This window comes from Peptoclostridium sp. AF21-18 (assembly GCF_003478825.1).
Taxonomy (GTDB): domain Bacteria; phylum Bacillota; class Clostridia; order Peptostreptococcales; family Peptostreptococcaceae; genus Peptacetobacter.
Genome location: NZ_QUGE01000017.1, coordinates 1 through 21801, shown reverse-complemented (window position 1 = coordinate 21801; position 21801 = coordinate 1). Strand labels below are relative to the sequence as shown.

The 21801-nt window shown below is 33.0% G+C and carries 15 protein-coding genes and 1 other annotated feature; all 15 genes read right to left on the bottom strand.

Features of this window, described 5'->3' with window-relative positions; genetic code table 11:
* Positions 1 to 3: 3 nt before the first annotated feature.
* Positions 4 to 1398: a cysteine--tRNA ligase gene (gene cysS, locus DWX74_RS07770; protein ID WP_118549470.1), complete on the bottom strand. Its 1395-nt coding sequence runs from the start codon at positions 1396 to 1398 to the stop codon at positions 4 to 6.
* A gap of 102 nt (positions 1399 to 1500) precedes the next feature.
* Complete coding sequence (gene gltX / locus DWX74_RS07765; RefSeq protein WP_118549469.1) at positions 1501 to 2997, bottom strand: glutamate--tRNA ligase; 1497 nt, start codon at positions 2995 to 2997, stop codon at positions 1501 to 1503.
* A 183-nt stretch (positions 2998 to 3180) separates the two neighbouring features.
* Positions 3181 to 4875, bottom strand: a complete 1695-nt coding sequence (locus DWX74_RS07760; protein WP_118549468.1) for a proline--tRNA ligase — start codon at positions 4873 to 4875, stop codon at positions 3181 to 3183.
* 91 nt (positions 4876 to 4966) lie between these two features.
* Positions 4967 to 6415, bottom strand: a complete 1449-nt coding sequence (gene proS / locus DWX74_RS07755) for a proline--tRNA ligase (RefSeq protein WP_006440468.1) — start codon at positions 6413 to 6415, stop codon at positions 4967 to 4969.
* Positions 6416 to 6494: 79 nt separating this feature from the next.
* Positions 6495 to 6706: a binding site (T-box leader), on the bottom strand.
* An 81-nt stretch (positions 6707 to 6787) separates the two neighbouring features.
* Complete coding sequence (gene ispF / locus DWX74_RS07750; protein ID WP_118549467.1) at positions 6788 to 7270, bottom strand: 2-C-methyl-D-erythritol 2,4-cyclodiphosphate synthase; 483 nt, start codon at positions 7268 to 7270, stop codon at positions 6788 to 6790.
* A 45-nt stretch (positions 7271 to 7315) separates the two neighbouring features.
* Positions 7316 to 8248: a radical SAM protein gene (locus DWX74_RS07745; RefSeq protein ID WP_118549466.1), complete on the bottom strand. Its 933-nt coding sequence runs from the start codon at positions 8246 to 8248 to the stop codon at positions 7316 to 7318.
* A 46-nt stretch (positions 8249 to 8294) separates the two neighbouring features.
* Positions 8295 to 8978 (bottom strand): 2-C-methyl-D-erythritol 4-phosphate cytidylyltransferase, encoded by a 684-nt coding sequence (gene ispD, locus DWX74_RS07740; protein WP_118549465.1) that lies wholly within the window; start codon positions 8976 to 8978, stop codon positions 8295 to 8297.
* A 413-nt stretch (positions 8979 to 9391) separates the two neighbouring features.
* Positions 9392 to 10306, bottom strand: a complete 915-nt coding sequence (locus DWX74_RS07735; protein ID WP_118549464.1) for a transketolase family protein — start codon at positions 10304 to 10306, stop codon at positions 9392 to 9394.
* Positions 10306 to 11127, bottom strand: a complete 822-nt coding sequence (locus tag DWX74_RS07730; RefSeq protein ID WP_006440463.1) for a transketolase — start codon at positions 11125 to 11127, stop codon at positions 10306 to 10308. The genes DWX74_RS07735 and DWX74_RS07730 overlap by 1 nt, the downstream gene beginning before the upstream one ends.
* Before the next feature lie 83 nt (positions 11128 to 11210).
* Positions 11211 to 12332, bottom strand: a complete 1122-nt coding sequence (locus tag DWX74_RS07725; protein ID WP_118549463.1) for a PIN/TRAM domain-containing protein — start codon at positions 12330 to 12332, stop codon at positions 11211 to 11213.
* A 173-nt stretch (positions 12333 to 12505) separates the two neighbouring features.
* Positions 12506 to 13576 (bottom strand): DNA integrity scanning diadenylate cyclase DisA, encoded by a 1071-nt coding sequence (gene disA / locus DWX74_RS07720; RefSeq protein ID WP_199647620.1) that lies wholly within the window; start codon positions 13574 to 13576, stop codon positions 12506 to 12508.
* A 7-nt stretch (positions 13577 to 13583) separates the two neighbouring features.
* Entirely contained in the window at positions 13584 to 14963 is a 1380-nt protein-coding gene (gene radA / locus DWX74_RS07715; RefSeq protein WP_118549462.1) for a DNA repair protein RadA, read from the bottom strand.
* 119 nt (positions 14964 to 15082) lie between these two features.
* On the bottom strand, positions 15083 to 17008 hold the full coding sequence (locus DWX74_RS07710; RefSeq protein ID WP_118549461.1) for an elongation factor G: 1926 nt from the start codon (positions 17006 to 17008) through the stop codon (positions 15083 to 15085).
* Between the two features lie 197 nt (positions 17009 to 17205).
* On the bottom strand, positions 17206 to 17706 hold the full coding sequence (gene bilS, locus DWX74_RS07705) for a flavodoxin family protein BilS (RefSeq protein ID WP_118549460.1): 501 nt from the start codon (positions 17704 to 17706) through the stop codon (positions 17206 to 17208).
* Positions 17707 to 17886: 180 nt separating this feature from the next.
* A complete protein-coding gene (locus DWX74_RS07700; protein ID WP_118549459.1) occupies positions 17887 to 21330 on the bottom strand; it encodes a pyruvate carboxylase in 3444 nt (1147 codons plus the stop codon).
* Positions 21331 to 21801: the final 471 nt, after the last annotated feature.

Below are 21801 nucleotides of genomic sequence, written 5' to 3'. Positions count from 1 at the left end.
TTTCTATACTCTTTTCCATTTAACACCCTGTCTAGTATCTTCAAGAACGATTCCCATATCAAGAAGCTGCTGTCTTATAGCATCTGCTTTTGCGAAATCTTTATTCTTTTTAGCATCAGTTCTCTGCTGTATTAAAGCTTCTACTTCTGCATCTACAGAGTTGTCTTTTTCTTTATTTACTATATTTAAAACTCCTGTAAGTTCGTTAAATTCAGCTAAGCATTTTTCTGCAAATTCTTTAGAAGAATTTTCGTCTACATTTAAGTTTATAAATTTAGATAATTCAAATATAGCAGTTATAGCATCTGCAGTATTTAAGTCATCATCCATAACTTCAACAAATTTCTTTCTAAATCCGTCAAGTTCTTCAACTAATGCTTTTTCTGCATCAGTCATTTCACCTTCTAAGTGAGATAATGTAAATACTAATTTTTCTTTAGTATTGTAAAGTCTTTCAAGTCCTGCTCCAGCCTGTGCTAATAAGTCGTCGCTGAAGTTTACTGGGCTTTTGTAATGAGCTGATAATAGGAAGAATCTAACTATTTCAAGATCGTATTTTTTAGATATATCTCTTACAGTGAAGAAGTTTCCTTTTGATTTACTCATTTTTTCGTTGTTTACATTTATATAACCATTGTGCATCCAGTATTTAGCAAATGGTTTACCACTTCTAGCTTCACTCTGAGCTATTTCGTTTTCGTGGTGAGGGAATGTTAAGTCCTGTCCACCTGCGTGTATATCTATAGTTTCTCCAAGATATCTCTTAGACATAACAGAACATTCTATATGCCAACCTGGTCTACCTTCGCCCCATGGACTATCCCATCCTGGTTCGCCTTCTTTTTTAGCTTTCCATAAAACGAAGTCCATTGGATGTCTTTTCTGTTCATTTACTTCTATTCTTGCTCCAGCTTCTAGGTCATCTATATTCTGTCCAGATAATTTTCCATATCCTTCAAATTTTCTAGTGTCAAAGTATACATCTCCGTTTACTGCATAAGCGTATCCTTTTTCTTCTAGTTCCTGGATAAATTCTATTATCTGTGGAATATTCTGTGTAACCTGTGGATGAACTGTAGCTCTTTTTATTCCTAGTCCATCGCAGTCAACAAAGTATTCTTTTATATATTTTTCAGCTACTTCTTCTGGAGATATTCCTTCTTCGTGGCTTCTTTTTATTATTTTATCGTCTACATCTGTAAAGTTCTGTACATAAGTTACATCATAACCCTGATATTCTAAGTATCTTCTTAAAGTATCAAACATTATGAATGGTCTTGCATTACCTATATGTATATAGTTGTACACTGTAGGCCCGCACACATACATTTTCACTTTTCCTTCTTCTAATGGTACAAATTCTTCTTTTTTATTTGTTAATGTATTGTATACTTTCATCCTTATCACCTCTTTGGCTTTTTGTTATGTCTAAGTATATACCCAAACATTCTTTAATATATCAAGACTTTTCTTATATTGTAACTAATCTTTGTTTTAATACTAGTTTAATTTGTCTAGTACGTTAGCTTTTACATAGTCAAGTCTTCTTAGGCAGTTTTCTTTACCTAATACTTCCATAACTTTTGGGATGTCTGGACCATGCATCTGTCCTGTTAACATTATTCTTGATCCCATGTATAGGTTTTTACCTTTTATTTTGTATTCTTTCTGTATTGATTTTAGTATAGCGAAGTTGCTATCTGCATCAAAGCTTTCTGCTGCTTCTATTTTTTCTCTTAAAGCATCGAATAGTGTTGGTATATGTTCTAATTTTAAGAATTCCATACCTTCTTCAGTTTCTATTTCGAATTTATCTCCAAAGAATATAGAAACGTGGTCAGTTATTTCTTTTGCATAGTGTAATTTTTCTTTAACTGCACTTACTATTTCTTTAACTAAATCCATTTTAGCTTCTTTTTCATCTTCTGCTATGTATCCAGCTTCTACTAAGTATGGCATACATAACTCAGCTAAAACAGCATCATCTGCTTCTTTCATGTAGTGGTGGTTAACCCAATTTAATTTTTCAGTATCGAATACTCCTCCACTCTTAGATACTCTTTCTATAGAGAAGGCTTTTTCTAATTCTTCCATAGAGAATATTTCCTGATTGTCTTCTGGTGACCAACCAACTAGAGCTACGTAGTTTACAAGACCTTCTGGAAGGTATCCTTTTTTCTTGAAGTCTTCAACAGCTACATCACCCTGTCTTTTACTTAATTTTTTCTTTTCTGTATTTAATATGTTTGGAAGGTGTACAAATACTGGTTTTTCCCATCCAAAAGCTTCGTATAGGTATACGTGTTTTGGAGTTGAAGAAACCCATTCTTCCCCTCTTATTATATGAGTTATTTTCATTAAATGGTCGTCTACAACAACTGCAAAATGATATGTTGGGAATCCATCAGTTTTTATAAGTACCTGATCATCTAAGTCATTTGTGTTGAATTCCATATCACCTCTTACTAAGTCAGTGAAGGTTATTTTGTGGTCTTCTGGTAATCTAAGTCTTATAACGTATGGTTCACCAGCATCTATTTTAGCTTGTACTTCTTCTGGAGTTAAATCTCTACAATGTCCATCGTATCTTGGAGTTTCTCCAGCTTCTTTCTGCTGTTCTCTAACTGCATCTAATCTTTCTTTTGTACAGAAGCAGTAGTATGCTTTACCAGAATCTAAAAGTTCTTTTATGTATTTCTGGTATATGTCTAATCTTTCAGACTGTATATATGGACCGTATTCACCTTTCTGTGTTACATTTCCATTTTCATCTAACATAACACCTTCTGTGTGGTTTACTCCTGCCCATTTCATTGCATTAAGCATGTTTTCTATAGCACCATCAACAAGTCTAGTTCTATCAGTATCTTCTACTCTTAGTATATATTCTCCACCTGCGTGTTTTGCGAATAAATAGTTGTAAAGAGCTGTTCTTAAACTACCTATATGTACAAATCCTGTTGGACTTGGTGCAAATCTTACTCTTACGTTGCTCATATTATTCCTCCTAAAATTAAACTAATTCGGCAAAATTGCCTAAAATCTCATTATTATACAGTTTATTATAACATAAATCGGAGCTAGAGAGGGTTGTAAACTTATAAAAATAGGGAGATAACTCGACTAACACGCTCGTCGCCTGTATAGGCGCAAGTGTTAGTTGAGTTACTCCCTCTTTTCTTATAATAATCTATCTCTTACTATTTCTGCTGCATCTACTGCAGATATTAGTTCTCTTTCTTCGCTATTTCTAAACTTCATTTCAACTAAACCTTCTTTTAAATCTCTTCCAACAGTTATTCTCACAGGAATTCCTATTAAATCAGAGTCTTTAAACTTAGTTCCTGGTCTAGCATCTCTATCGTCTATTAAGACATCCACTCCCATGAGTTTAAGTTCTTTATAAATTCTTTCAGCAGTATTTACAACATCCTCATTTTTTAAGTTTACAGGAATTATCTCTACTTCAAATGGAGCTACACTAAGTGGCCAAACTATTCCGTCTGCATCAAAGTTCTGCTCTATTATTGTAGCAGTTAGTCTTTCTGTACCTATTTCATAACATCCAAGCTGGATATATTCATCAGTTTCTTCTTCACTTCTGTACATTGCGTTCATATTTTCAGAGAATTTCTGACCTGCTTTGAATATATGTCCTATTTCGATTCCCCTTCTTATTTTTAGAGGAGCACCACATTTAGGGCATTTATCCCCTTCTCTAACAGTTCTAAAATCTCCAACAGTTCCTTCAAAATCTCTTCCAAAGTTTGCATTTTTAAAGTGGTATCCAGTTTTGTTTGCACCTGTTATTAGGTTTTTGCCGTTTGCTATTTCTTCATCTATAAGTAGTATGTCAGAGTTTATTCCTATTGGTCCAGCAAATCCAACCTCAGATCCTGTTACATCTTTTACCATTTCGTCTGTAGCAAGTCCAAATTCTTCTACTTCACCAATAGCTCTTCTCACTTTGTTTTCGTTTACTTCTCTATCGCCTCTTACAACAACTGTTACAGTTTTTCCATCGGCGTAGTATATTATTGTCTTCGCAAATCTATTCCCTTCAGCACCAAAGAATTCTTCTAAATCTTTTATTGTTCTAGCATCTGGAGTGTGTACTTCTTCAAGTGTTCCTAATTCCTCAGCTTCAAATTCTCTTGGCATACATTCTGCACTTTCTCTGTTTGCTGCATAAGTACAATCAGAACATATCGCTAACTCATCTTCACCTATTTCAGATTTGACCATGAATTCTATTGAAGATGGTGCTCCTTCTATTCCTGATTCTGCTTCAACTAAGCTATATTTAACACCACATCTGTCAAATATTCTTTTGAATGCTGCTATCATTTCTTCATAAGATTTGTTTAGGCTTTCTTCGTCTTTGTCAAAGCTGTATGCGTCAAACATTGTAAATGATTTTGTTCTTATCGCACCAAATCTAGGTTTTTTTTCATCTCTATATTTACTCTGTATCTGGTATAGTTTCACGGGTAACTGTTTGTATGAGCTTACTTCCTGTCTAACTATATCTGTAAATACTTCTTCGTGTGTAGGCCCTAAGCAGAATTCTTTGCCAGTTCTGTCTTCAAGTCTAAACATTTCTGCTCCTCTTCTAGCCCATCTTCCTGATTCCTGCCATAATTCTGATGGAATAAGTGCAGAACAAAGCATTTCCCGGAAATCTGCGTCCTCTACTTCTTCTTTTATTATATTTTCTATTTTTCTCTCTACCTTTAATCCTAAAGGTAACTGGTTGTATATTCCAGAAGCAGATTTTTTTATCATTCCAGATCTTATCATAAGTTTATGACTTTCTATTTCCACATCTGTAGGTATTTCTCTTTTTGTAGGTATGAACATTTTTGAAAATCTCATTTGCATCACCTCAGCAATTTTTTATATAAACATAAAAAGCCTGCCATCAAAGAATCCGGCAGACTTTTCAGGCTTTATTTAATTTCTATTCTTAGTATGCTTTAGCTATTATAACCATATCTTTAGCTTCTTTTCCACAGTATACACATTTGTTAGTTCCAAGATCTTCCTGTTCGAATGGTATACATCTTATTGTTGCTGTAGTTTCTTCTTTTATTTTAGCCTCACATTCTGGGCATCCACACCACATAGCTTTTATGAATCCTGGTTTTTCTTCTAAAGCAGCTTTGAATTCAGTCATATCTTTAGCTACAGAAGTTCTGTTTTCTCTATGTTTTCTAGCTTTTTCTAACATATCATTGTGTATAGTATCGAATAATCCAGTTACATATTCAACTAAGTTGTCTAAAGATACTGCTTCTTTTTCTAATGTATCTCTTCTGAATACCATAGCCTGGTTGTTTTCTATATCTTTTGGTCCTATTTCTATTCTTACTGGTATACCTTTCATTTCGCTGTCGTTTAGTTTGTATCCAGTTGAGTAGTTTGGTCTATCGTCAACTTCTACTCTAGCACCTTTTTCTTTTAATGCAGCGTATAATTCATCAACTTTTTCCATTACTCCACCTTTGTTTGCAGCTATAGGTATTATCATTACCTGAGTTGGAGCTATTCTTGGAGGTAGTACAAGACCTCTGTTGTCAGAGTGAGTCATTATAAGTCCACCTATTAATCTAGTTGATATACCCCAAGAAGTGTGGTATGGATGAGACATTCCACCTTCTCTATCTGCAAATGTTATATCGAATGCTTTAGTGAAGTGCTGTCCTAAGAAGTGACTTGTTCCTGACTGTAATGCTTTACCGTCGTGCATCATAGCTTCTATTGTGTATGTTCTTTCTCCACCAGCGAATTTTTCACTTTCAGATTTCTGTCCATCTATAACTGGCATAGCTAATAAGTCTTCACATACTTCTTTGTACATCTGAAGTATATCTAATGTTTCTTTTTCTGCTTCTTCGTATGTTTCATGTAGAGTATGACCTTCCTGCCATAAGAATTCAGAAGTTCTTAAGAATGGTCTAGTAGTTTTTTCCCATCTTACAACTGAACACCACTGGTTGTATAGGTATGGTAATTCTCTGTATGATTTTAACCATTTAGCATACATTGTACATATTATTGTTTCAGAAGTTGGTCTAACACATAGTCTTTCTTCTAAAGTTTTGTTTCCACCCTGAGTTACCCAAGCAACTTCTGGAGCAAAACCTTCAACGTGTTCTGCTTCTTTAGTTAATAAGCTTTCTGGTATTAATAGTGGGAAGTAGCAGTTTTTGTGTCCTGTTGCTTTTATTTTAGCATCGAAGAATTCCTGTATTTTTTCCCATAATGCGTATCCATAAGGTTTTATAACCATGAATCCTTTTACTGGAGCGTAGTCAACTAAGTCAGTTTTAGTAACAACATCTGTATACCACTGAGCAAAGTCTACCTCCATAGGTGTAATTTCTTCAACGAACTGTTTATCATTTTTTGCCATCTTTTTTATTCTCCTTTTTGATTTTATAGATTAATTTTTAATAATTATTTTTTATAATAAAAAAAGCCTTTCATCTCTTAATAGAGACGAAAGGCATAGTTTCCGCGGTACCACTCTAGTTAATCACAAAACATGTGATTCTCTTGCTGGAGTATAACGGCTCCATCCGTAGAGGTTGCTACCCCTCTAAGCTAAAAGATTGGTTCAGTTGCTTCCATCTAGAAATTTCTCATCAACATTTCCTCTCTGTAAGACTTTCACTACCTACTACTTCTTTATCATTGCAATCATATAAATTTTCTATAGATAATATAGTTTTATCCTATAGTCTATAGTTGTGTTATTTGTTTCACTTATACTCTCAATGATATATTATTTATTAAATTCTGTCAATAATAAACATATACTTTGTGCAGAAATTCCCTCACCACTTCCAGTAAATCCTAGTTTTTCTTCTGTTGTAGCTTTTACGTTTATATTTTTTATGTCTGTGTGCATTATTCTAGCAAAGTTTTCTCTCATCTGTGGTATGTGTGGAGCCATCTTTGGAGCCTGTGCAATTATAGTACAGTCTATGTTTCCAAGTATATATCCTTCTTCTTTCATAATTTCATATACATGTTCCATAAGTTTTAAACTGTCTGCTCCTTTAAACTTTGGATCTGTGTCTGGGAAGTGTTTACCAATATCTCCCATAGCCATAGCCCCAAGTATTGAGTCCATAACTGCATGTGTAAGTACATCTGCATCAGAATGTCCTAGCAATCCTTTTTCGTGAGGAATTTCAACTCCACCGATTATAAGCTTTCTATCTTCTACAAGTCTATGTACATCATATCCCATTCCAACTCTCATGTTATCTCTCCTATCTGTTTATAAAATTCCATTCATTTCTGTTTATTAAAATTCTACAGTTCCTTCAAAACCTCTTTTACTCACTTTATCCAAGATTTCATCTGGTATTTCTTTTAATGCATTGTCTAATTTTTCAATAATAGTTTCTTTATCTTTGGATAAGTTTCCGTGTAATCTTACAGCATTTGATGGATGTAATCCAAAGAATTCTATATCTCTTTCATCTAGTTTCTCGATAAACAATTTTTCTTCTTCTATGTTTTCTCTAAGAGTATTCTCATTGAATTTTCCTGTTGCCTTTAATTTTTCCAACTTACTTCCCTCATCAGCGTGAATACTTCCCACAAATACTATCTTTGGATTTAATTCATTGACAAGTTCCGCTGTTTTTATCGCATTTTCTCTACTCTTATCACTTCCACCACAGCCAGTTATTATGTTTATACTATAGTCCATTCCTGCATTTTCAAGTCTTTTAAACTCTCTTTTGGCAACTTCTACAGTATATCCCTTATTCATAAACTCGACCGCTTCTTCTAATCCAGACTCTATCCCTACATTTAAATTGTTTATTTTAAGTTTTCTAAGCTCTTTTAACTCATCATCCGTTTTATTAATGATATTCTTTATTGTAGCAAACATAGAGATATTTTCCACTTCAGGAATAATCTCCTCTATCTTTTCAGCAATCTGTTTTAACTTATCTGCACTTAAAACAAAAGGATCTCCATTTTCTAAAAATACTTTCTTTATTCTTTTTCTTCTCCCCCTCGCTTCTCTTAAATCAGCTTCAATCTGTTCCATACTTTCAACTTCAAAAGGAACATCTTTGTACATAGTGCAGAACGTACACTTATTGTGGCTACACCCTGCTGTTACTTGGAGCAAAAGAGAATTAACTTCAAATGGAGGTCTGTAAGTCGTTCCTGTGTATTTCATAGAATCACCTACTTTTAGTATCTTAGCTTTTTTATTCATTACTTTTTTATTATTTTTGTACTATCTTAATATTTATATGTTATTTTTAAGAATTTATTCCCCGGGAAATAACTTCTGATATAGGCAGATCCTCAGGACTAGTTATCTTAATATTGTCGTAACTTCCCTGAATCATATACACCTTATGACCTGCATGTTCTGCAATCATAGCATCATCAGTTCCATAGAAACCATCTCTATATGCAAGCTCATAGGCTTCTTTTATCAAGTTAAAATCAAAAGATTGTGGTGTCTGAGCAGCCCAAAGATTTGCCCTATTTGGAGTATCTACTATCTCATTTCCATCGACAACCTTTATAGTATCCTTGACCATAACACCGACAACAGTTGCCTTTAACTTCTTAGTTTCATTAACAGCATTCTCTATAATCTCATCTGTAACAAAAGGTCTCGCACCATCGTGGATAAGTAAAATATCACAATCAGGACTAACTTTCTCAAGACCATTGTTTATAGTATCCTGTCTCTCCTTACCCCCGTAAGATATAACTATATCCTTAAACCCATACTTCTCTATTATATTCTCTCTAACAAACTCTTCTTCCTCCTCCTTAATACAAAGAACAATCTCTTCTATCAAAGGAGAATTATAAAACCTCTCTATAGTATGAGCAACAATCTCTTTATCATTTATCTTTATAAACTGCTTATTCATCCCTGCATTCATCCTCTTACCACTACCAGCGGCAACAATCATAACAGTATTCATATCGTATATCCTTTCCAAAACATAATCATCTAACCTTATTTTATCATTATTTACAAAATATAAAAAGGAACATCAAAAGACGTTCCTTTAAACTGACTTTTTAATAGTTATTTTTTATTATACAGTTTAACATTTTACCAGATAAGAAAATAGGAAAAATATTAATAGTGATTATCTGCAGACATGTGCAACCTCTAAAAAGCTCCGCTTTTGCACATGTCGAAGCCATGAACATTAATATTCTTCCTATTTTCTTATCATCCATCTCATTTTAAAAACTTCCCTTTGCATTATCTCAATGTAAATATATTTAAAAATGTAGATGAAAAAAAGAGAAACAAATTCGATAGCGACAATCGGCTTGCCGCCTGGAGCATCGAATTGTTTCTCTTTTTGAGTCTCTCTATTTTAAATTATTTACAAGCTTTAACTATGTCTGCTGCAGTTAGTCCGTAGTGTTCTAGTAATGCAGCTGGTGATCCTGACTGTCCAAATACGTCTTTAACACCTATTCTAGTTACTTTAACTGGATGTTCTTCTGCTAATAATTCACATACTGCAGAACCTAATCCACCTATTATACTGTGTTCTTCAGCTGTAACAACTTTTCCTGTTTTCTTAGCTGATGCTAAAACAAGTTCGTTGTCTAAAGGTTTTATTGTAGATATGTTTATTACTTCTGCATCTATTCCATCTGCTTTTAAAGTTTCAGCAGCTTCTAATGCTTTAGCAACCATTATACCTGTAGCTATTATAGATACATCTTTACCTTCTTTAACTACTTCACCTTTTCCTAATTCGAATTTGTATGATTCGTCATGTATAACTGGAGTAGCAGCTCTACCAAATCTTAAGTACATTGGTCCAACGTATTCAGCTGCAGCTAATACCATCTGTCTAGCTTCAACAGCATCTGCTGGGTTTAATACTACCATGTTTGGTAAACTTCTCATTAGTGAAATATCTTCTATTGCCTGGTGACTTCCTCCGTCTTCCCCAACTGTAACACCTGCATGAGTAGCAGCTATTTTAACATTTATATTTGGGTAGCATATAGAGTTTCTTATCTGTTCAAATCCTCTACCTGCTGCGAATATTGCAAAAGTACTTGCGAAAGGTATTTTTCCAGATACTGCAAGACCTGCTGCTGTACCCATCATATCACCTTCTGCTATACCCATATCGAAGAATCTTTCTGGGCATGCTTTTTTGAACATTGCAGTTTTTGTAGCTCCTGCTAAGTCTGCATCAAGAACTACTATATCTTTATTTTCAACTAATTCTACTAGTGTTTTTCCATAAGCCTCTCTAGTTGCTATACTTTCCATTATTTAAGTCCTCCTTCTAAGTCTTCTAATGCTTTAGCTGTTTCTTCAGCGTTTGGAGCTTTACCATGCCATCCAGCCTGGTCTTCCATGAATGAAACTCCTTTACCTTTTACTGTTTCACATATAACTATAGAAGGTCTTCCTTCTTCTTCTTTAGCCATTTCTATAGCTTTTTTTATCTGATCGAAATCATGTCCGTCTATAGATATTACATTCCATCCGAATGCATCGAATTTTTTAGCTATTTTTCCAAGGCTCATAACTTCATCATTAGAACCATCTATCTGTAAACCATTGTGGTCTAAGAAAGCTATTATGTTATCTAATTTGTAGTGAGCAGCACTCATTGCAGCTTCCCATATCATACCTTCCTGAACTTCTCCATCTCCAAGAAGAGCGTAAACATTGTAGTCTTTACCATCTAATTTAGCTGCTAAAGCCATTCCGTTTGCTGCTGATAATCCCTGTCCTAAAGAACCTGTTGACATATCAACACCTGGAGTTTTTTTCATATCAGGATGTCCCTGAAGCATAGCACCAAATTTTCTAAGTTTTAGTAATTCTTCTTTAGGGAAGTATCCTCTTTCAGCTAATACTGCATATAAAGCTGGTGCACCATGACCTTTAGAAAGAACGAATCTATCTCTGTCTTCCCATTTTGGGTTAGAAGGGTCTATATTCATAGCATCAAAGTATAATACTGTTAGTATATCTGCTGCTGATAATGATCCTCCTGGATGACCTGATTTTGCTTCTGAAACTGACTTAATAATGTCAATTCTTACTTCTTTTGCAATAGCTTTTAATTCATTATTGTTCATTTCACTAATTCCTTTCTAATTTTTATTTTCTCTATTTTGAAAGTAGCCTAAGCAACTTTACACTATCATTTTTTATTTTACAATTAATTCTTAGGTTTTGCAAATATCATTCTACCTGCTGGTGTCTGAAGAACAGATGTTACTAGTACTTTTATAGTCTGACCCATGTATTTTTTACCACCGTCTACAACTATCATAGTACCGTCATCAAGGTATGCTATACCCTGCTGAGCTTCTTTACCTTCTTTAACAACCTGTACTACCATATCTTCACCTGGTATAGCAACTGGTTTAACAGCATTTGCAAGCTCGTTTATATTTAGAACCTCAACGCCCTGGAACTGGGCAACTTTGTTTAAATTGAAGTCATTTGTAACAACTTTTCCACCTAATACCTGAGCTAGTTTTAATAATTTACTATCTACTTCAGCTATTTCTGGGAAATCCTGTTCGCTTATTTCAACTTCTATATTTAATTCCTTCTGGATTATGTTTAATATATCTAGTCCTCTTCTACCTCTTACTCTTTTTAAGTCATCAGCAGAGTCGGCTATGTGTCTAAGCTCCTCTAGTACGAATGCTGGTATTATTAGTTTACCTTCTATAAAGCCTGTCTGGCATATATCTGCTATTCTTCCATCTATTATTACACTTGTGTCTAATACTTTTGGAGGAATTGCTGCACCACAATCTTTGACTTCTTCTTTTAATTTTTCACATTCTTTTTCTTGCTCTTTTTCTTTAGCAAGAGAAACTGCTAATCTTTTGTTTAATTTACCAAAATTGGCAAGGTCATTTTTACTCTTAAGAGCTATTCTAACTCCTAAGTATCCCAGTACTAAGTATACAAGTACTGATATTGCTTTACCTACTATAGGTATAGAGTTTATAAGTCCACTTACAAGATAGGCTATTACAAAACCAACTATAAGACCTACAGATCCAAGTAGTATATCAACCTGAGGGTATCTTGATATTTCTTTTTCTGCGGCCCTAGCTATTTTTCTAATTTTGTTCATAACCCAAGGCTCTATTAAATAAAATATGATTCCTAATACTAAACCTGCTACTACAGCTGCTACTGCTTCGTATGTTTTATTGTTATATGTTAATACTTTAAAATTCTGTGTTACTGATACGTAAGTAGAAGAACCTACGATTAAACCTAATCCACCAATTAAAAATCTTACTATCTTCTTAATCAATGTATCACCTCCCCTATTATATTTTATTATTATAGACTAAATTTTAACTTATGTACAACAAAATTAGCAAACTTCACCAAAATTTCACCAATTTTGCCACATTTTTCCCCAACTTAGTCTATTATATCATTTTTTTATATAAATTGTATAATTGCATTTTTATTCCTCAGGTTTTAAATATGTCTATCCAATAATGCTAGCTGTTTCATTTTTACAAGCCCATTTCTTATGTAAGTAGCTCTTATTTCTCCTATTCCTTCTACCTCGTCTAACTCTTCTATTGAAGCACCTAGTATATCTTGGAAATTATCAAAATAATTGACTAAGTTTTCTATTATTGTTCTAGGTAATCTGTGAATCTTATTAAGTACTCTATAACCTTTTGTTTTTATAGGCATATCCATATTTTCCGATACGCCTGTATAGCCAAGCAGTCTAGCTATATTTGTAAGGTCTAGTAGTTCATCTTCTGTAAGGTTTGCTAATTTTTCCTTAAATTCACTAGAAGCTACCTGTGTTCCATAGTCTTTTAATACTAGCTCCCGGTCTTCTCTTGTACTACCCATAAGTTCTTCAAGCTGCATTTTTATAAGTGCACCTTCGACTCCTAATTCTAGTAAATAACTTTCTATTATATCAGTAACCCTCATTACCATTTCAATTTTTTGTAATACTAACGCTACGTCGTATATAGTTACAAAACCATTGAATTCAAGCGTGTTTAAGCTCGCAACTGCTTGGTCTAATACAGATTTATATTTTTCAAGAGTTTGAAGTGCCTGATTTGCCTTAGTGAATATTTTTGATATGTCTTCAACTACATACTTCTGATCCCCTTTATAGACAGATATTACATTTCTTCTCTGTGATATTGCAATTACAATAGCTTTAGTCTGTTTTGCAACCCTCTCAGCAGTTCTATGTCTAGTACCTGTTTCTGATGTTTTTATAGAATAATCTGGAATTAGTTGCGTGTTTGCGTATAATATCTCATCTACATCAGAATTTAACACTATTGCACCGTCCATTTTTGCAAGTTCATAAAGATATGACGGAGTATATTCAACGTGTATAGCAAATCCACCGTCTACTAAATTCATAACACTTTCATCATTTGCTATTACTATAAGTCCTCCTGTTTTAGCCTTTAGGACATTATCTAGTCCTTGTCTAAGAGGAGTCCCTGGAGATATCATTTTAAGTACTTCTTTTCTCATTGTTTTATCTGTTACATATACATCCATGTACTAACTACTCTCCCCTCAATACCATATTTATAGCCTGTCTTACATTTTCAACTGGCCATATTTCTATACCTTTTACATCTTTTACAGCTTCATAATTAGATTTTGGAATTATTATTTTTTTGAAGCCTAATTTTCTGCATTCAGATATTCTTTTTTCAATGTAGCTTACTCCCCTTATTTCTCCAGTAAGTCCAACTTCTCCAGTAACAGCAACTTCTCCGCTTATCGGTATGTTTCTAAATCCAGATGCAACTGCTAGTATAACACCTAAATCCATAGATGGCTCATTTATCTTTATTCCACCTACTATGTTTAAGTATACGTCTTGATTTTGTATCTGCATTCCAGCTCTTTTTTCAAGCACCGCAAGTAGTAAATTTACCCTATTAAAATCTATTCCTGTAGCTGTTCTTCTAGGTATACCAAAGCTAGTCGGCGATACAAGTGCCTGAAGCTCTAGTAACATCGGTCTTGTACCCTCTACAGTCGATACTATTACTGATCCAGATGCGTTTTCTGGTTTTTCTGAGATAAGCGCTTTTGATGGGTTTTCAAGCTCTTGTAGCCCTTTTTCACTCATTTCAAATACACCTAGTTCATTTGTAGAACCAAATCTGTTTTTTACAGCTCTTATAAGTCTGTATGTATTATATCTCTCCCCTTCAAAGTAAAGTACTGTATCGACCATGTGCTCCATTATCTTTGGACCTGCTAAAGATCCTTCTTTTGTTACATGTCCAACGACAAATGTAGATATTCCCATTTTTTTAGAAATTCTCATAAATCTAGAAGTACCCTCTTTTATCTGGCTAACTGTACCCGGTGCCGAAGCTATATCCGGTGTAAATACAGTCTGAATTGAGTCCAATATTATAAGATCTGGGTCAAATCCTTCTAAGTTATGTTCTATTATGTTTAAGTTGTTTTCTGCCATTATATACAGATTTTCTGATTTCGCATTTAATCTTTCGGCTCTCATTTTTATCTGAGATTCTGATTCTTCTCCAGATATATATAGCACTTTCTTTCCTGACTGTGCAACACTTTCAGATACTTGTAAAAGTAGTGTTGATTTACCAATCCCAGGGTCTCCACCTACAAGTACAAGTGATCCTCTAACTATTCCACCACCTAATACTCTGTTTAACTCATTTATTCCACTAGAGAATCTTTCTTCATGTTTTATTGTTATTGAGTTTATGTTTACAGGTTTCTGTGATGATTTATCTATTACAAAAGTTTCTCTATGATTACTTTTTGAACTTTTATCTTCTATTTCCTCCACAAATGTGTTCCACTTCATACATTCTGGACATTTTCCAAGCCATTTTGGATTTTCGTATCCACATGACTGACATACGTATTTTGTTTTTATTTTTGCCATTATAAATTTCCTTCTTCTATATTTTTACAAAAAAATATTGTCCTATATAATTTTATCACATATATAGGACAATATCTTAAAATATTATGTTAAACTCTAAGTTTTTTGTTCAAATAAATTTATTTTTTAGCTGCTGCAACTATTTTTTCAGCTATCTGGTTAGGAACTTCTGCATATCTAGCAAATTCCATTTCAAAGTATCCTCTACCCTGAGTCATAGCTCTTAAATCTATTGCATATTTGAATGTTTCCGCCTGAGGAGCTTCAGCTATTAATAACTGTTTTCCATTGTCAGTAGGTTCCATACCTAGTATTTTACCTCTTCTCTTGTTTATATCTCCCATAACATCTCCCATGTATTCATCTGGTATTGTTATAGAAAGTTTCATGATTGGTTCAAGAAGTACTGGCTGTGCTTCTTCCATACCTTTTTTGAATGCTATAGAAGCTGCCATTTTGAATGCCATTTCAGAAGAGTCAACATCGTGATAAGAACCATCGTAAAGAGTAGCTTTTATGTTACTTACTGGGTATCCAGCTAGTATACCTTTTGCCATACTTTCTTTTAATCCTTTTTCAACTGCTGGTATGTACTGTTTTGGAACTGAACCACCGAATATTTCTTCATCAAATTCAAATTCATTTTCACATCTTTCAAATCTGATTTTTACATCTCCGTACTGTCCATGTCCACCAGATTGTTTTTTATGTTTTCCTTGAACATCTGATTTACCTTTTATTGTTTCTCTATATGCAACTTTAAGGTCGCTAAGTTCTACTTCTGTACCAAATTTGTCTTTCATTTTGTTTATTATTGTTTTTAGATGAAGTTCACCCTGTCCACCTAGAAGAGCCTGTTTTGTTTCAGCATTTCTATAGAAGTGAAGTGTTGGATCTTCTTCTGTTAGTTTAGCTAATATTGTACCAACTTTTTCGTCGTCGTTTTTGTTTTTAGGACTAACAGCATAGTATATCTGTGGTTTAGGGAAGTTTATTTCATCTTCTGGTATTTCATCTTTGCAAGTAGAGATAGTATCTCCTGTTTTTAATGTTGGAGATTTAGCAACTATTATTATATCTCCTGCTTTTGCTGATTCAAGTTCTATAAGTTCGCTTCCGTTTATAGAGTATATATTTGCTAATTTATCTTTTACTTCTCTGTTTAGGTTGTATACTTCTGTTTCTTTCTTAACTGTACCCTGAACTATTTTTATGTAAGACATTTTTCCTACGAATGGGTCTACTACAGTTTTGAATACCTGTCCTTTGAATGGACTTTCATTGTCAAGATATGTAGGTTCTATATAGTTTGATATAGTTTCTATTATTTCTTTTGTTCCTACGTTATTTATAGTTGATCCAGATATAACTGGTATTATGTCACCTTTATGAACTCCTATGATTATACCTTTCTGTATTTCTTCTTTCGTTAATTCTTCTCCACTGAAGTATTTTTCTAAAGTTTCATCGTCAGTTTCAGCTATTAATTCCATAAGAGCTTCTTTCATGCTTATTGCCTGTTCTTTGAATTCGCCTTCTAAGTCATCTACATTTTCAAAAACATTGTGTAGTCCGCAGAATTTTTTGTCTTTGTATATTGGGCTTATCATAGCTATTATTTTATGAGCGAATTTTCCGTTTAGCATTTCTATAACGTCTTTATATCTAGCTTTTTCATTATCTATTTTATTTATAAACATTAGTTTTGGTATTCCTTCAGTAAGCTCTATTGCTTTTTCAGTTCCTACCTGTAATGGATCTGTTGCATCTATTACTATAACAGCTAAATCACATACTTTTAAAGCTGATATAACATCACCACTGAAATCAGAATAACCTGGAGTGTCCAGTAAATTGAATTTATAGTCGTCGTATTCTATTGGGATAAGACCCATACTATAAGTCATATTTGCTTTTGCAGTAAGTTTAGGTATTTTTTTTTCATTTGCTACGTGAGATATTGTTTCTATAAGATTTGTTTTCCCACATCCACTGTGACCTAATATTGCTACATTTCTTATCATTTTGCTATCATATACTTTCATATGAACACCCACCTTTGAGAATAGTAATTTTTTTAAATTAATAAAATAATTTGCAATTTGTTTAGAGCCGAAGAACAACTCTACAATGTATTAAATTCTATATATAAATACGTTTTCCTCTTTTATTTTGAAAATTTTTTAACTTTTTCGAAAAATATTTTTCTCAACTAATTTTTTGTCTTTTTATGATAATTTTTCTATTTCTCAACGACTTCTTTTACTTTATTTTTAAGTCTAGTTAAATCGTCTTCATTTGGGTGATTTAAAGCTTCTTCAAAGTTTTTAATTAAACTTAGTATTTGTTCGTCACCTGGTTTTTCAGCTAACATTTTTTCATATCTAGCTTTAACACCTTGCTGCATTTTACCCTGGCACATAAATTCACCGATTACTTCACAGCTTTTATTTATTTCTTTTTTTACATTGTTTATTACCATGTTTAGATAGTCTTCATCTCCAGCTCCAGCTGATCCAAATATGAATACTTTTTTATCTTTTAATTCTGATATAAAGTCTTTTATTTCTTCGTTACAAGTTCCCTTATCTGTCCAAAATCCTATAAATATTACATCTGATTTTTTGGCTTTTTCATCTGGCTGTCCAAAATAAACACATTCTGAACCTAGTACTTCTTCCACATTATCTGCTAATAATTTTGTATTTCCTGTAGATGTTGCATAAACAACTGAATAATTCATATCTATTTCCTCTTTTCTATAAATAATTTTACTAACTAAATTATATCACTTTTTAATAATTATGTTTTAAAATATTTTATTGAGATTCTAATTAATAATATACTATTTTTTATTTTATAAATGTAAAAAATAAGGAATAAGTTTAATAACTTATTCCCTAGATGTATTGCTTTTATTAATTTATTCTGTTTCTTTCATTATCATAAGTAACTGTTTGTCTACTACCATGTCACCGTCTGCAACTTTGATAGATTTTATTACACCATCAGTTTTAGCAACTATGTTAGTTTCCATTTTCATAGCTTCTATTACTATTAATGGCTGGTTCTTAGTTACTTCGTCTCCTTCTTTTACAAGAAGTTTAACCACTTTACCTGGTATACTTGCACCTATCTGAAGTGGATCTCCCATATCAGCTTTTTCAACATGGTTTATAGCTCCTGAGAAGTTGTTATCTTTGATTTCAACAGATCTCATCATTCCATTTAATTCAAAGTCAACTGTTCTGAATCCATCTTCTTTAACGTCACCTATATCAGTAAGTCTTATAGTTAGGTTTTTACCTTCTTCTATTTCAACTTCACATTCTTCATTTTTGTTTAATCCGTAGAAGAATACGTCACTTTCTAGTTTAGATATTTCATTGTATTCATTGATATGTTCTAAGTATTCTTCATATACTTTTGGATATAATGCGTAGCTTATCGCCTGAAGGTCTGTTACTTCTTTTAGTTCGAATTTTTCTTTTAAGTGCTGTTTTATAGCATCGAAATCTTCTGCTGGTAGAAGTGAACCTGGTCTTACAGTTATAGCTTCTTCACCTTTTAGTACTACTTCTGATAATTCTTTTGGTACTCCACCTTCTGGCTGTCCTATCATACCTTTGCAGTAGTCAACTACTGAGTCTGGGAATGCAAGGTGTTTTCCTTCTTCGTATATGTTTTCTTTTGTTAAGTTGTTTTTAGACATGAATATTGCTAAGTCCCCAACTACTTTTGATGATGGAGTAACTTTTATTATGTCACCAACTATTTCATTTGCAACTTTGTAGTTTTCTTTTACTTCATCGAATCTACCTACTAATCCTAAGCTGTCTGCCTGAGGTTTTAAGTTAGTGTACTGTCCACCTGGTATTTCGAAGTTGTATATTTCTGCACAAGAGTTTGTAAGGTCTGATTCAAATCTTTTGTATACTTTTCTTAAGTCTTTGTAGTATCTTCCAAGCTGATCATATCCGTATAAGTCTATTCCTGTGTCTCTTTCTGTGTGTTTTAATGCTTCAACTATAGCATTTAGAGAAGGCTGACTTGTTAATCCTGCCATTGATTCTAATGCACAGTCTATTATGTCTACTCCTGCTTCTGCTGCCATTAAGCAAAGTGCAACACCGTTTCCACTTGTGTCGTGAGTATGTAGGTGTATAGGAGCTTTTACTTCTTTTTTAAGTTCTTTTACTAGAGTGTATGCAGCATAAGGTTTTAATAGACCTGACATGTCTTTTATTGCTATTATGTCAGAACCTAATGCTTCTAATTCTTTGGCCATTTTTATGTAGTATTCTAGGTTATATTTAGATTTGCTCTTATCTAATATATCTCCTGTGTAGCACATTGTACCTTCTACTATTTTTCCAGTTTCTAAAGCTGTTGTTATAGATGGTTTCATGTTTTCTACCCAGTTTAGTGAGTCGAATATTCTAAATACGTCTATTCCTTCTCTTGCAGATGCTTTTATGAATTCTTCTATTACATTGTCTGGATAGTTTTTGTATCCAACAGCGTTAGAAGCTCTTAGTAACATCTGGAAGTTTATATCTGGTATAGCTCCTCTTAATTTCTGAAGTCTTTTCCATGGAGATTCTTTTAGGAATCTATATGCAACGTCGTATGTAGCTCCACCCCACATTTCAAGTGAGAATAAGTCTTTCTGATATTTATCAGTTGCTTCTGCTACGTTTAAGAAGTCATTAGTTCTAAATCTAGTAGCTAGTAATGACTGATGAGCATCACGCATAGTTGTATCAGTTAATAATACTTTTTTATCGTTTGCTATTCCTTCTATGTATGCTTTTTTACCAAGTCTTTCAAATTTAACTTTACTTCCTTCTATTATAGGAACTTCTCTTGATAAGTCTGGTTCATGTAATGCATCGAATCTTGGTTTTTCTGCACATTTATTTTCATTTACTATTACGTTTCCTATGTACTGTAATAGTTTAGTTCCTCTGTCTTTACTTTCCTGTATATCGAATAGTTCTGGGTTTTCATCTATGAATTTAGTTGAGCATAAACCTTTTTCAAATTGAGGGTTGTTAAGTACGTTTACAAGGAATCCTACATTTGTTTTAACCCCTCTAACTCTCATTTCTTTTATAGATCTTAGAGTTTTGTTTATAGCTCCTTTGAATGTTCTATCATAAGAAATTGTTTTAACAAGTAAGCTGTCGTAGTATGGGCTTATGTTTGCACCTGTAAATCCATTTCCACCATCAAGTCTTATACCAAATCCTGAACCAGTTCTGTATACCTGTATTTTTCCTGTGTCAGGCATGAAGTTGTTTTTAGGATCTTCAGTAGTAACACGGCACTGTATAGAGTATCCTCTAAGCTGTACGTCATCCTGAGATTTTATGTCTATTTCAGGGCTATCTAAAGAGTAGCCTTCTGCAACTAGTATCTGGCTCTGAACTATGTCTATTCCTGTTACCATTTCAGATACAGTGTGTTCAACCTGTATTCTTGTGTTCATTTCTATGAAGTAGTGGTTTCCATGTTTATCAACAAGGAATTCTAATGTACCAGCACTTGAGTATCCAACGTGTTTAGCAAGTTTTACTGCATCAGCACATATTTCCTGTCTAGTTTTTTCACTTAAAGAGAATGCTGGTGCGTATTCTATTATTTTCTGATGTCTTCTCTGAACAGAGCAGTCTCTTTCATAAAGATGTACTAAGTTTCCATACTGGTCACCTAATATCTGTACTTCTATATGTTTTGGATCTTCTATATATTTTTCTATGAATATTATATCTTCACCAAATGCTTTTCTTGATTCACTACAAGCTGTTTCATATTCTAATTCTAAGTCTTCTTCACGATGAACGATTCTCATACCTCTACCGCCACCACCGTTAGAAGCTTTTATCATTACTGGATAACCTATCTGAGCTGCAACTTCTTTAGCTTCAGCTGTAGATTTTATAGCTTTTTCTACACCAGGTATAGTCTGCACATTTACCTCGTGAGCTATTTTTTTAGAGTTTATTTTATCTCCCATAAGATCCATTATTTCTGAAGATGGACCTATGAATGTTATTCCATTTTCTTCACATTTTCTAGCAAATTCTGCATTTTCAGCTAAGAATCCATATCCAGGATGTATAGCATCTACTTTCTTTCTTTTAGCTAAAGCTATTATTCCATCTATATCAAGATATGCATCTATAGGACCTTTTCCTTCTCCTATTAAGTAAGATTCGTCAGCTTTAGTTCTGAATAATCCATATTTATCTTCTTTACTGTATATACCTACACTTTTTATTCCAAGTTCTGAACATGCTCTAAATATTCTTATAGCTATTTCACCTCTGTTAGCTACAAGTATTTTATTAAACTTTTTAGTCATCAGATTATCCTCCTTATTTATTCTTATATTGATAATATCACTTTTAATCTTATCTAAAAATATTAGACTCCACTATATAAATCTAAGGTAAATATTTTCTTTCATAAAGAATTATTTTCCCACTTTCCTATAATAATATCATTTTTATTTTCAAAATTAAAGTAAATAGTATTTTTTTTAGTGTCTTGTTTATTATAACACTAATTAAACGGCTTTTTACTTTTATTTTTAAATTTATTAATAAATAAGTGATTTTTTTGAAATTTTCAAAAAAAAATAACTCTCCTCAATTAGAGAGTTATGATTATTAATCATTTTAATATATAAGCTTTTCATCGTTTTAATATTATATTTTTACATAGTAGCAATAAATATATAATATTTTATTAACAATCTTATTAAAATACTATTTTTTATTTTTCAAAAAATAAAAAAAGATTACGTGGCTACGTCCTACTCTCCCAGGGGCCT

Bases quoted from the DNA above. Each gene is read 5' to 3' on its own strand.
- cysS (WP_118549470.1), bottom strand. From the start codon at position 1,398: ATGAAAGTATACAATACATTAACAAATAAAAAAGAAGAATTTGTACCA.
- gltX (WP_118549469.1), bottom strand. From the start codon at position 2,997: ATGAGCAACGTAAGAGTAAGATTTGCACCAAGTCCAACAGGATTTGTA.
- DWX74_RS07760 (WP_118549468.1), bottom strand. From the start codon at position 4,875: ATGAGATTTTCAAAAATGTTCATACCTACAAAAAGAGAAATACCTACA.
- proS (WP_006440468.1), bottom strand. From the start codon at position 6,415: ATGGCAAAAAATGATAAACAGTTCGTTGAAGAAATTACACCTATGGAG.
- ispF (WP_118549467.1), bottom strand. From the start codon at position 7,270: ATGAGAGTTGGAATGGGATATGATGTACATAGACTTGTAGAAGATAGA.
- DWX74_RS07745 (WP_118549466.1), bottom strand. From the start codon at position 8,248: ATGAATAAAAAAGCTAAGATACTAAAAGTAGGTGATTCTATGAAATAC.
- ispD (WP_118549465.1), bottom strand. From the start codon at position 8,978: ATGAATACTGTTATGATTGTTGCCGCTGGTAGTGGTAAGAGGATGAAT.
- DWX74_RS07735 (WP_118549464.1), bottom strand. From the start codon at position 10,306: ATGGAAAGTATAGCAACTAGAGAGGCTTATGGAAAAACACTAGTAGAA.
- DWX74_RS07730 (WP_006440463.1), bottom strand. From the start codon at position 11,127: ATGAACAATAATGAATTAAAAGCTATTGCAAAAGAAGTAAGAATTGAC.
- disA (WP_199647620.1), bottom strand. From the start codon at position 13,576: ATGGATGTATATGTAACAGATAAAACAATGAGAAAAGAAGTACTTAAA.
- radA (WP_118549462.1), bottom strand. From the start codon at position 14,963: ATGGCAAAAATAAAAACAAAATACGTATGTCAGTCATGTGGATACGAA.
- DWX74_RS07710 (WP_118549461.1), bottom strand. From the start codon at position 17,008: ATGAAAGTATATGATAGCAAAATGATAAGAAATGTAGCAATATTAGGT.
- bilS (WP_118549460.1), bottom strand. From the start codon at position 17,706: ATGAATTATTCAGTTGTTTATGCAACATCTACAGGAAATACAAAATTA.
- DWX74_RS07700 (WP_118549459.1), bottom strand. From the start codon at position 21,330: ATGACTAAAAAGTTTAATAAAATACTTGTAGCTAACAGAGGTGAAATA.